Source organism: Dokdonia pacifica (assembly GCF_900188275.1).
Lineage (GTDB): Bacteria > Bacteroidota > Bacteroidia > Flavobacteriales > Flavobacteriaceae > Dokdonia > Dokdonia pacifica.
This window is the reverse complement of the sequence record NZ_FZNY01000001.1, coordinates 986,176-998,932: the sequence shown is the minus strand read 5'-3', so window position 1 is coordinate 998,932 and position 12,757 is coordinate 986,176. Positions and strand designations below refer to the sequence as shown.

Below are 12,757 nucleotides of genomic sequence, written 5' to 3'. Positions count from 1 at the left end.
TATGGCAGAATACTATAACTATATAAAAGCACTCCACATTATTTTTATGGTAACTTGGTTTGCAGGACTCTTCTATATGCCACGGCTTTTTGTGTATCAAGTAGAAGCTAATGAAAAACCATCTCCAGATCGTGAGATTTTGGGGAAACAACTAGGTCTGATGGCCAAGCGCCTTTGGAAAATTATAACAGGACCCTCATTAGTGCTTTGCTCTCTATTTGCCTTCTTGATGTTGCACATTGCACCTACATTATTAGAAAGCCCATGGATGCAAATAAAGTTAGGTTTTGTGATATTGCTATATATCTATCATGCAAAGACATGGAGTATTCACAAACAATTTCAAAGAGGAGAATTTAAGTATTCTTCTAAGTTTATGCGTATATGGAATGAAGGTGCGACTCTTATTTTATTTGCAGTTGTTTTTCTAGCTGTTACAAAAAGTGCAACCCACTGGATATACGGCGTATTTGGAATCATTGGTCTAGGTGTTTTATTAATGCTTGGCATACGATTATATCGTAAGATTCAAGAAAAAAACCCAGATGCTTAACAAAGTTATAAGAACATTATCTATCTAATAAAAAAGTAATCTTAGTACCTTAGTCATTTAAGAAAAAACCCAGTGCTCAATTTAAACACTAAATCATTAAGCTTTCGAATTTTTACCTCTATGCTCATATTGGTATTAATTACCTTTTCTTTAATTTCTGGGATTACCTATTTTCAATATAGAGAGCAAATAAAAGATTATAATAAAGACCGTTTAGAGCGTAAAGAAAATGCTATAAAAAAAGATATAGATAGAACTCTTAAAGAGACCACATTCTTACTTCAAACAGATAAAATTCATTTAATCTTTAAAGACGAAATTTATGAGATTGCCCGTATTCATGGAGAAAATATTACACTTTATGATTTAGAAGGAAACCCTTTAATTTCTTCTACAGAAGATCTTTTTAAGAGTTCTGTTCAAAAAACCATACCCAAACGTATTTTAGAGACATTAGCTAGTGCTTTAGAAAAAAGATATGTAGAGCGAGTAGATACAGAAATACCACAACAGATATCCTATTCCTATATAGATGACCCGAAGTTTAAACGATTAGCGATTCTTCAAATACAATATGAAGACAGTGAGTCATTTATTAATAAAGAAATGCGAGAGCTCCTCATACGTATAGGAGTTGTGGCACTTATCGTTTTTATCACAGCTATTTTTCTGGCGTTTATTCTAGCGAGGTATATTACACTTCGCCTTAAAGATATTGAAGAAAAAATCAAAGAAACACAACTAGATAGGCGTAATAAAAAAGTAGACACTAAAAGCCTTCCAACAGAGTTATTAACGCTAGTTTCTGCCTATAATAGAATGATAGATGAGCTAGAAGAAAGTGCTGCTCAATTAGCTCAAAATGAACGTGAAGCTGCTTGGCGCGAAATGGCAAAACAAGTAGCTCATGAGATCAAAAACCCGTTAACTCCTATGCGATTAACGGTGCAGAGTTTTGAAAGACGTTTTGATCCTGAAGACCCAGAGATTAACATAAAAATTAAAGAATACAGTAATACACTTATTCAACAAATTGATACTATGAGTAGTATTGCTTCTGCATTTTCAAACTTTGCAGATATGCCTGCGCAACAAAGTGAAACGTTAGATGTTTCTAATGTAGTAAAACTGGCGTTAGATATATTTAGAGAACGTAATATCGCTTTCGCGAAAGCGGACCATGAAATACGTGCAAAGTTTGATAGAACTCAATTAATACGAGTAGTAACCAACTTAGTTAAAAACGCAATTCAAGCTACTAAAAATACAGAGTCGCCTAAAATTCTAGTAGATGTACAAACGGTAGATGCTGAGGTTTTGATTACAGTAAGCGATAACGGAATTGGAATTACAGAAGAAAATAAACCTAAAATATTTGAACCAAAATTCACCACAAAAACAAGTGGGATGGGACTCGGTCTTGCCATGGTAAAGAATATTATGGAAACCTATAATGGAAGTATTAATTTTACATCCCAAGAAGGAAAAGGAACTGTATTTACAGTAAGATTCCCCAAAGAATAAAACACACACCTAGATATAAAAAACATGGATTATAACAACATTCTTGTAAATCAAAACGATGGTATAACAACCATCACAATTAATAGACCCACAAAATTAAATGCCTTAAATAAGGAAACCATTGCCGAATTGCATTCCGCTTTCGCGAAAGCTAACGAAGACACAACCACAAAAGTAATTATCATTACAGGTACAGGAGAGAAAGCATTTGTTGCAGGGGCAGATATTTCTGAATTTGCTGATTTTTCTGTAGATCAAGGCGCCGAACTCGCTAGAAAAGGACAGGAAGATTTATTTGATTTTGTAGAAAACTTAAACACACCTGTGATTGCAGCCGTAAACGGATTTGCTTTAGGTGGCGGTTTAGAACTTGCTATGGCAGCACATTTTAGAATCGCAAGTGATAATGCACGCATGGGATTACCAGAAGTTTCTCTCGGTGTTATTCCAGGATATGGAGGAACACAGCGTTTACCACAATTAGTAGGTAAAGGACGCGCTATGGAGATGATCATGACTGCTGGTATGATAGATGCAAATACAGCATTGAGTTACGGACTTGTAAATCATGTAGTAACACAAGAAGAGTTAATTCCACTTGCAGAGAAAATCGCAGGAAAAATAATGCGAAACTCATCGGTAGCTATTGCCGAAGGAATTAAAGCCATTAATGCAGGTTTTAAAAATGGAGTAGATGGTTTTAAAGCAGAAATAGATGCTTTTGGTACATGTTTTGGTACAGAAGATTTTAAAGAAGGAACTACCGCTTTTCTAGAAAAACGCAAAGCCAATTTTCCTGGAAAGTAATTTTGAGTTCCAAATACAGAATTAATTAATACATTCTATAATCACATGAAAAAACTATGGATTGTAATTGTACTCTTTATGAGTATGAGTATGCTTGGACAACAATTGCCTAAAATCAAAGGCTCAGGAATTGTTACCTTAAAAGAAGTTGCACTTGAAGAATCCTTTGATATTATTGATATTGATGGGGACTTTGATATTGAACTAAATCAAGGCGCTACCAATGCATATTCGATAGAGACAGATGATAATCTGATAGATGTTATTCAGTTTACTATAGAAGATAATACACTTAAAATAACAGCAACACATCGTATCGTAAAAAAGAAAAAGTTTAAAATTACGATCACTGTTAGTACGATTGCTGAGATTCATTTAAATAATAAAGCTCGTTTAAAAGCAGAAGGTCTTATAAATGGAGACAACTTAGTACTTACAGCAGGTAAATCTTCAAAATTTGAACTCGATCTATCATATACTGGTGCTATTGATATTGAATTGTTTAGTGATGCAGATGGTACTCTTAAAACAAAATCGGCATCAAGTAATGTAACCTTAGATGGGAGAGCTACCTTAAAAATGTATGCTATTGTAGATACACTTATCGCTCAAGTAAGTGATACGTCAAAACTATTACTAGATGGTACGATCGCAACCGCAAACCTGACGTTAACGGGAAATGGAAAGCTAACTGCCAAAGAAGCGTTAGTAACTACAACAGAAATTAATCTTTCAGATTCTTCAGATGCTTATATGCAAGTAAAAGAAGCCATTACCTTATATGCACAAGACAGTGCTGTCTTGCAACTTTATGGCGAGCCTACCATAACGGTAACTGGACTAAAGAATAAGGCGAAAATCTTGAAGAAGGAATAATTTATTGTTACTCCTTCTCCTTTTGTAGATTTATGTAAAGTTTTAACTCATTCATTTGAGAAGTAAAAATATCCCATTTAGGATATAATAATTCACTCTTATTGATTTGTAAAAACTCGTTAGTATTGAATCTCATTTCTACATTATTTCCATAAATTTCAAAATGAGTGATTTCAGAAATTTCTCTTTTCTTCTCTTGAATATTTAATTCTTTAACACCCGACATATTTATAGTAAACGTACGTCGTTTTGACATTGTGTATGCTAAAAAAGCATAGATAATTATAAGAATAATTAGTATTCCAGAATATACTGTTAGGTTTTTGAAACTGATCATGATGACCACAATAAAAAAAGTCCATTTCCAATCAGTAGGAACTTTCCTTTTTGATAACATAACGTAGTCATTTCCAGTAGTGACTTTTTCGTATTCAATATAGGTTATGATCAAAGTAATGAATACAGGGATAAAAAAACATAAAATCATTAATGCTAAATCTTCATATTTGAAGTAAAGAAAAAGTCCAAGGATAAAAGAAATGATAGCAAATAATGGTAGTATGTTTTTCTTTTTCAAATGAGATAGAACTATTAAGATAAGTGTTATTTAATATGCTTTTAACGTATTAGACTATAGTTTTGGTAAAACGTTACAGCTCCCATCCTTCTCGATAGGCACGTTTCACCCATGCATTTGCCGCTTCATAATTGGTTACACGCATATTAGCACCGTCCCATTTTATAGTACGGCGTCCAGGATACTCATATGGATCCCAATCACCCACTTTCTTACCATCTTTTAAGGTTTTGTATTGAAATGCTTTAATGGCAAGATTACCCATTAATACAGCTTCGGTAAGCGGTCCTCCATAAGAAAAAGGAGAAGAAGTAGGTTTATTGTTTAGACACGCTTCAATCCACTCGCCAGCATGTGATGTCTTTACACGTGCAATAGTTTCGGCAGGGCTTTTAAAGTCTTTCATTCGCTCACTAGGAAGTAATCTAGGATTACGAGAATACGTATCTGTAATCATAATACCATCGGTACCATAAAAGATACTTCCACCACCACCGTCGCCAGGTTTTTCTCCATCTTTTAATTCTGATGGAAGATCAGGCATAATACCGCCATCATACCAATTTAAAGAAACATCTCCTTGTGTTGGAGAGTCAAATTTTAAACGAACAATTGAGCTTGGAGGACATGCTTCAGAATAATCGGCTTCTACAAAATCACCAGACCAAATGGTCGTACAACTCGCTTCTGCTTCATATGGAAAACCTAAGTCTAATGTTTTAAAAGGAGTTTCCATGATATGACATCCCATATCTCCCATAGCACCTGTTCCAAAATCCCAGAAACCTCTCCATTTAAAAGGAAGGTAATTCTCATTATATGGACGTGTGGCTGCAGGACCTAACCATAAATCCCAATCTAAATGATCTGGAACGGTTTGTCCTTGTGTAATATGCTTAAATCCTTGTGGCCATACAGGTCTGTTGGTCCAACAGTCTACACGATGTACTTTCCCAATGACTCCAGCATTAATCCATTCTTGTGCTATACGAATCCCATCTCCAGAAGCCCCTTGATTTCCCATTTGAGTAACAATACCTTGTTTTGCAGCAGTTTCAGCCATAAGGCGTGCTTCATAGATATTATGGGTTAGGGGTTTTTCTACATAGGCATGTTTTTTTTCACGCATAAAAGGAAGCGCGATAGTTGCGTGTGTATGATCTGGTGTCCCCACCATAATGGCATCAATATCATTGAGATGATTGTCGTATATTTTTCTAAAGTCACGATACTGCTTTGCATTGGGATGTAATTTATAACTCCCTGCTCCCATCTTATCATCTACATCACATAAAGCAACAAATTTTACTTTCCCATGATTGGTGAGATCTCTTACCACACCACCGCCTCTTCCACCTACACCAACTGCAGCAATATATAAGGTATCGCTAGGTGCAATATGGTTTCCTCCTAGAACAAAACTAGGGACGATAGTAAAAGCCGTACTAGCTACAGCAGATTTTTTAATAAAGGAACGACGTTTCATGGTGATGAGATTAATTTTTCTAAAGTTAATTAATTCTTTTAAATAGTTGCATTTATGGAATATTTCCATATTTTTGTATTAAATCCAATTTTAATACAGAAGGCTTCTGTTTTCGCGAAAGCATATATGAAAGAATCAATAAAAGGACGTGGTGCTCAAATACATGTATCTAATCGCTTTTTTGAACATAGTGAAGAGATGCGTGATGACTTCTTAGAATTTTGCTTTCGCGAAAACGAACTTCCAAATAATCCAAAAACGGTATATATAGAGACCTTTCCAAAAACTATTGTAAACAAAGTCACCAGTCCAGATGTAGGTATGGGCTATTCTTTAAATCCTTACCAAGGCTGTGAGCATGGATGTATTTATTGTTATGCTCGCAATAGTCATGAATATTGGGGTTATGGCGCTGGACTGGACTTTGAGCAAAAAATATTGGTAAAGAAAAATGCGCCTAGCTTACTTGAAAAGAAATTACAAAGCTCGTCCTGGGAAGCAGCTACCATTGTACTGTCAGGAAATACAGATTGTTATCAACCCATAGAGAAGAAATTGAAAATTACGAGACAGTTATTACAACTATTCTTAAAGTACAAACATCCCGTTGGTATTATTACCAAAAACACTTTGGTAACTCGTGATATTGATATTTTGAAAGCACTTGCTAAAGACAATTTGTGTAGGGTTATTTTTTCAGTAACTACGCTGTCTGAAGAGACAAGACGACTCATGGAGCCTCGCACTGCAACTATCAAAAAGAGACTGCAAGCCATAGAGCGTTTAAGTAACGAAGGAATTCCAGTAATGGTGATGGCTGGACCTATGATTCCAGGTATTAACACGCATGAGATTTTACCCTTATTAAAAGAAATTGCTCATAGAGGGGCTCTAAAGGTAGGGTATACTATTGTAAGATTAAATGGAGCTATAGGAGGGATTTTTGAAGATTGGATTCGTAAAACGTTACCAGACAAAGCAGATAAAGTATTGAATCAAATAGCCGATTGCCATGGAGGACAATTAAATGATTCTAGGTTTGGACAACGCATGAAAGGAGAAGGGAATTATGCAGCACAAATTCATAAACAATTTGAAATAGGAAGAAATAAATATTTTAAAGATAGAGAGCTCCCTCCTTTGAATACAGATATATTTATAAAGACAAAAAAAGGACAGTTAGGGCTTTTTAACAATCTTTAAGATGCTTTTTTTATGGGTTTTGCCATATTTGCAAGGTTAATGTACTTTTGAGGCATGAGAAAGAAATATAGCATCTTAGTTTTTGGACTTATCGTTATGGCGTTATTGCAAACGCTTACGGCGCAAACAGTCTTTAGAGGTAAGATTTTAGATGAAGAAACCAAAGTCCCTGTTGGTGGAGTTAAGATTGGGATTACTGATCAAGGAGTAGGAGTGGTTACCAGTTCAAATGGGCTTTTTAATTATCGAAAATATCATCAAACCATAGGCAACGCTTCTCGACTTAGAATTAGTGCGCCTGGATATGAAACCATAGAATTAAGAGGAGATAATATTCGAGGTCTCTTTAATAAATCAAGTAAAATTTATCTTACTAAGACAAATGAAGTTGTAGCAACAAAATCATTTGAAGATCAAAAAAACATAAAAATATTTTGGGATGCCTCTCTGTCTTCAGATAGAAGAGATTTTAAAAAAGAATGGGGTTTTATAGATGCCTATTTTGAAGAACTAGGAGAAGTAAATGTCACCTTTGTTGTTTTTAATGAAAAGATACTTTCTACAAAAAGACATACCATCAATAAAGACATATCTGTATTAAAGAAAGAAGTGGAGGGATTAGTGTATCAAGGGACAACCTCTTATGATATTTTAACTACAGGAAATACAGATGCAGTGCTCTTATTTTCTGATGGAGAAGCGGTTTTAGGCCAATGGGAAGGAGATAGAGATATTCCATTCTATTCGGTGAGTAGTCAATCTAGAGCTAATCATAATTACTTACGCTCTCTTGCCAGTTTTACTTCTGGGAGTTATGTAAACCTTTCGGAAGCGTCTATTGCAGAGAGCATAGATCAAATTAAAAGAGGGGTTCTTTTTAAAGATAAGAATGTAGCGATATCATCTTCATTTAATGGTATTGTAAAAACATCTATAGGACCTATTCAGGGAGCGAGTATTACAATAAAGGGAGATTTAGAAGAGTTTTTGTCAAAGTCAGACGGGAGTTTTACAGTTCCGGCAGAAGTAGGAGATGTGTTACAAATACGCTATTTAGGAATGCATCCTAAAGAAATGCTTGTAGAAGATAAAGAGACATTACTTGTAGAAATGACACCCATAGATGAATTACTAAAAGAGGTAGTTATTACAGGAAAAAGAGCAAAGAGTAAAGAAACGTCAGATACAGGCTTTGGAGAAAGAAGTAAAGATCAAGTAGGGGTTTCTGTAAATACCATTACAAGTGCTGATATACGTCCAAATGCGCAATATTTAGCAGATATTATTCGCGGCCGTTTTGCAGGTGTTCAAGTATCTGGATTTGGAAGTGAAGCCGTATTTACAATACGAGGAGGAAATAGCCCAAAACCTGCTGTATGGGTTGTAGATGGAGCTCTTTATGAACAAACACCTAATTTTGTTGATCCTCAAAATGTAGCAAGTATATCTATTTTAAAATCAATACAAGCTTCTAGTCGTTATGGATCTATTGCATCTGGAGGAGCTTTTATTGTAAAGACAAAAGCATTTATTACCATAGGTGATGATGGAGAAATTGTAGATACCGCTTTAGTAACTGGAAATGATTATACAGAACAAGTAGCGCAACTTAATTTAGAAGCTTTAAAACCAAATTATGTAAAGCAAATACAAGATATAGAAGGACTTGATAAGCAATTTGAGAGGTATCAAAACCTTTCTAAAGCCAATACTACTAATGCTGCATTTTTTATCGATATGGCTTTGTACTTTCAACCATTAGATAGAGAAAAAGCAAAAGTGATTAGGTCAAGACTTGTTGAAGTAGCTCAGAAAAACCCTAAAGTATTACGAGTTGCAGCCTATTTATATGAAAGTGCGGGAGAGTATGATAATGCTTTAAAATTGTATGAACGTATTACAAGTATTGTACCTCGTGAAGCACAATCTTATAGAGATCTTGCGAAAGCTTATGAAGAAGCTGGATTTTATGATAAAGCATTAGAATTGTATATCAATATGCTAGGAGAGCAGATTTTAGGAGTTGATTTTTCTGGATTAGATAAACCTTTGGGGCATGAATTACTGCATTTAGTATCCTTGCATAAGGATAAAATAAATACCCAAAGACTTCCGGAAGACTGGTTATTGAATAGCTATAGCCTAGATTTACGAATGGTCTTAGAATGGTCAGATAGAGAAGCGCCATTTGAATTCCAGTTTGTCAATCCCAATAAAAAATATTTTAAATGGAATCATACACTTTTTGATAATAAAGAACGCTTAGAAGCCGAAGTAAAATCTGGGTTTCAAACAGAAGAATTTGTTATAGATGATGCTCCTCATGGCTTATGGATTGTCAATATTGAGTATTTAGGAGAAGAGACTTTTACAACAGTACCACCCTACCTTAAATATACTATTTATAGAGATTATGGGACATCTAAAGAACGAAAAGATGTAAAGGTTATAAAACTTACCTCCGATATAGGAAAAGCCCAACTCGACGAGTTTTTACTGTAATAACTCACACTATTTTACCCATTTAGAATTCATAAATACCGATATATGCGCTAAGTAAGTATTTATCGGCATATACTAGAAGTAGTATTTTATGAATTATCTTTAGTAAGTAATCAACTGTTATGTATGTCTTTATATGACACATAACCTACTAACCATTGCTTATGAAAAGAAATACGATCCTATTAATTTGCTTTCTTATATGTTCTTTTTATATCCTAGATATACAAGCTCAATATCTATCGGAAGGCTCTTATACAAACATAAAAGCAAAGATTGTTCATAAGGATACAAAGCAACCTATTCCCTTTGTTAATGTGGGATTTGTAGGAAAAGGGATAGGATCGGTTACAGATGCACAAGGGTATTTTGATCTTACCTATGCTACCAATAAAATTAAAAAAACGGATGTTATTCAATTCTCAATGATTGGTTTTAAAACCAAACAAATATCTATAGCATCCATCTCTTCTTTACTTTCTAATAACAATAATACAATTGCCCTAGTTCCTGAGCGATATAGTCTAGATGAAGTCGTATTAGGAGATACAAAGACTAAAAATACAACCATAGGAAATTCAAAAATAGATTTTGAGAAATTTGGATATTGGAAAAATGAATTGGGTCTTGGAGGAGAAATTGCATCAAAAATTAAAGTCAAAAAAAAGCAAACACAACTTAAAAGCTTAAATTTTACGGTACTAGAAAACTTTTCTGATAGTATACGTGTGCGCGTAAATGTATATGATATTGATCCTCTCTTTAGAATCCCTCAAAACAATATCCTTACCACTACCATTTATCATACTATTTCTAGAAGAAGCGGTGTAGAGCGTATTCCATTATCTCGCTATAAGATTTATACAGATACTGATGTCATTGTAAGTATTGAATTAATAGAAATTTATGGAGAACGTTTAGGATTTGCTGTAGCAGGAAGTGCTAATAAAACACCGTCTTTTACAAGACCTATTAGTCAAGATTATTGGGAGCCTCATAAAAGAAAAGCAATGGGGTTTACCATGGATGTATCCTACCCACTTGAAAAAGGAAAGAAAGAAACCATAGATAGACCATCACCCGAAGCAATAACTATTTTTTGGGACGCTTCCGCGAAAGCGAATAAAAGAAATCTTTATGCCGAATTAGAATTGATAGAACGCTACTTGAAAGAAATAAAGAATGTAGATGTTACCATTCAAAAATTTGCTTTTGGTTATAAAGAACAAAAAGACTTTTCTGTGAAGAAAGGAAATTCTAAAGAGATTATCGCTTATTTAGAAAATACAAACTATGAAGGAGCTTCAGATTATAATCTTGTCAAAGAGACGCTCTCTGAAAAAACACATTATAATATCATTTTTGCCGATGGAAACACTTTGTTTTCAGAATTAGAACCTGTATTTAATAATACCACATTTACCGTAACGACATCTAAAAAAGCAAATAAAGAACTACTAGAAGAAGTAGCACTATATACAGATGGAGTACATCTAGATTTAAATACCTATACACCTAAGGAGGCTTTAGGATATTTGCTTAAAGATCTTGCTGCTAATAGTAAGGTAGAGGAAGCAAGTAGTTTAAAAATTAATGGAAAAGTCACTTCAGAAATAGGGCCTCTTGATGGAGCGAGAATATCCGTACAAGGAACCTTTACCGAAGTGATTTCTGATACATTGGGAGCTTTTGAAATAGAAGCACAAATGGGAGACTTACTTGAAATAAGATTTCCTGGTATGAAAACTGCAAGAACGCAAGTAGCATCAAATAAAAACATAGAGATCACGCTAGAAACCGAAGGAGATTGGCTAAAAGAAGTTGTACTTACTGGAGAAAATAAGTCAGAAAAAGTAAAGGAATTGGAAGCAATTGATGAAGCATATAAGAGAAAGTCATATTCTCCTAAAGTGCTTACAAAAGATGCTATTGAAAAATCGACGTCTCATGATATTATTGATCTCATTTCTGGAAAATTCTCAGGCATAGCTACTATAGGAAGATATGAAGACAGAGTTATCGTAAATCGACGAGATGCACTTGATGCCCCTTTAGGTGTTCTTTTGGATGGTGTGCCTCAGGATCAAAGTATACTTGCTTTTATAAATACGAGTAACATTTACAGTATTGAAATTATTAATTCTCCTGGATCTGCTATAGATGGCACAGGGGGTTATATTAAAATAACCACATTAGCAAATGCTCCTATTAAAGAAGCGGTAATTAAAACCCCATCTGCTTTGGTAGAGGGAAATGATTATGTTGCAGAAGATGTTGCTGTTTTAGACACTACGTTAAATAAGCCTTTCTATTTAATTCAACTAGAAAAAGCAACTACTCTAGAAGAAGCATTAAATACATATAACACCTATAAAAATACATCCTTAGAAGACCCTATTGTATTTTATACAGATGTAGCAACGTATTTTCAAAAATGGGATAAGAGCATTGCCTTACGTATTCTTTCTAATCTACCCGAAACCCTTTCTGGAGATATTGAAGTTTTAAAATTAATGGCATATCATTTAGAATCTTTTAAAGAAAATCAACTTGCGAATACATTATATAAAAGAATTTTAGAGCTTTCTCCAGATCGGATACAATCTTATAGAGATCTTGCTTTGTCTCATCAACAGGTAGGAAATTATCAGCAAGCTTTTGAATTGTTTAAACAAATATTAGCTAATGAAACAGAAGTACTTGATTTCTTACCTCTCAAAAAAACGGCAGAGTATGAAATGATGCGATTACTCACGTTCCATAAATCAAAAGTGAGTTATGAAGATGTTTCTAATGAATTACTTGTAGTAGGATTCAAAAAAGACCGTCGTCTTGTTTTTGAATGGACCAACCCTCAAGCCGATTTTGAAATCCAGTTTGTAAACCCAAAAGGAAAGTATTTTACTTGGCAGCATTCTATATTCACAAATCAAGAACGTTTAAAAGATGAATTATCAAAAGGATATAGTATAGAAGAATTTGCACTTGATGATGCCCCTCCAGGTGAATGGATCATAAATGTACAATACCTAGGAGAAGATCCTATACAACCACCATCATACCTCAAATATACACTATACCTTAATTATGCAACACCTCAGGAAACTAAGGAAGTAAAGCTTATTAAGCTTTTTCAGCAGAAAAATAAAACGACCCTAGGAAAGCTAACACTTAGATAAAAAGATCACTTAAAAATAGAAAGAATAAGATTAGAATTTTACAATAACAT

9 protein-coding genes are annotated in these 12,757 nt (G+C 34.2%); 7 read left to right on the top strand and 2 right to left on the bottom strand.

Going from position 1 to position 12,757, the window contains the following annotated elements; genetic code table 11:
- Position 1 precedes the first annotated feature (1 nt).
- The 4 genes from CHB80_RS04405 (at position 2) to CHB80_RS04390 (ending at position 3,760) form a co-directional block, all read left to right on the top strand.
- On the top strand, positions 2–553 hold the full coding sequence (locus CHB80_RS04405; RefSeq protein ID WP_089370207.1) for a CopD family protein: 552 nt from the start codon (positions 2–4) through the stop codon (positions 551–553).
- Positions 554–673: 120 nt separating this feature from the next.
- Positions 674–2,077, top strand: a complete 1,404-nt coding sequence (locus CHB80_RS04400; protein WP_089370206.1) for a sensor histidine kinase — start codon at positions 674–676, stop codon at positions 2,075–2,077.
- Between the two features lie 24 nt (positions 2,078–2,101).
- Complete coding sequence (locus CHB80_RS04395; RefSeq protein WP_089370205.1) at positions 2,102–2,884, top strand: enoyl-CoA hydratase/isomerase family protein; 783 nt, start codon at positions 2,102–2,104, stop codon at positions 2,882–2,884.
- Between the two features lie 45 nt (positions 2,885–2,929).
- A complete protein-coding gene (locus tag CHB80_RS04390; RefSeq protein WP_089370204.1) occupies positions 2,930–3,760 on the top strand; it encodes a GIN domain-containing protein in 831 nt (276 codons plus the stop codon).
- 7 nt (positions 3,761–3,767) lie between these two features.
- On the opposite strand, the gene CHB80_RS04385 is transcribed toward CHB80_RS04390, so the two are convergent.
- Both CHB80_RS04385 and CHB80_RS04380 read right to left on the bottom strand, forming a co-directional pair.
- A complete protein-coding gene (locus CHB80_RS04385) occupies positions 3,768–4,337 on the bottom strand; it encodes a hypothetical protein (RefSeq protein WP_089370203.1) in 570 nt (189 codons plus the stop codon).
- A 73-nt stretch (positions 4,338–4,410) separates the two neighbouring features.
- Positions 4,411–5,823, bottom strand: coding sequence for a Gfo/Idh/MocA family protein (locus tag CHB80_RS04380; RefSeq protein ID WP_089370202.1), 1,413 nt, complete (start codon positions 5,821–5,823; stop codon positions 4,411–4,413).
- 126 nt (positions 5,824–5,949) lie between these two features.
- On the opposite strand from CHB80_RS04380, the gene CHB80_RS04375 reads away from it, so the two are divergent.
- The 3 genes from CHB80_RS04375 (at position 5,950) to CHB80_RS04365 (ending at position 12,707) form a co-directional block, all read left to right on the top strand.
- The gene (locus tag CHB80_RS04375; protein ID WP_089370767.1) at positions 5,950–7,026 is read left to right on the top strand and encodes a PA0069 family radical SAM protein; all 1,077 of its coding nucleotides are present in this window, start codon (positions 5,950–5,952) and stop codon (positions 7,024–7,026) included.
- Between the two features lie 54 nt (positions 7,027–7,080).
- The gene (locus CHB80_RS04370; RefSeq protein WP_089370201.1) at positions 7,081–9,528 is read left to right on the top strand and encodes a TonB-dependent receptor plug domain-containing protein; all 2,448 of its coding nucleotides are present in this window, start codon (positions 7,081–7,083) and stop codon (positions 9,526–9,528) included.
- Between the two features lie 164 nt (positions 9,529–9,692).
- Positions 9,693–12,707, top strand: a complete 3,015-nt coding sequence (locus tag CHB80_RS04365) for a carboxypeptidase-like regulatory domain-containing protein (protein ID WP_089370200.1) — start codon at positions 9,693–9,695, stop codon at positions 12,705–12,707.
- The last annotated feature ends 50 nt before the right edge of the window (positions 12,708–12,757 follow it).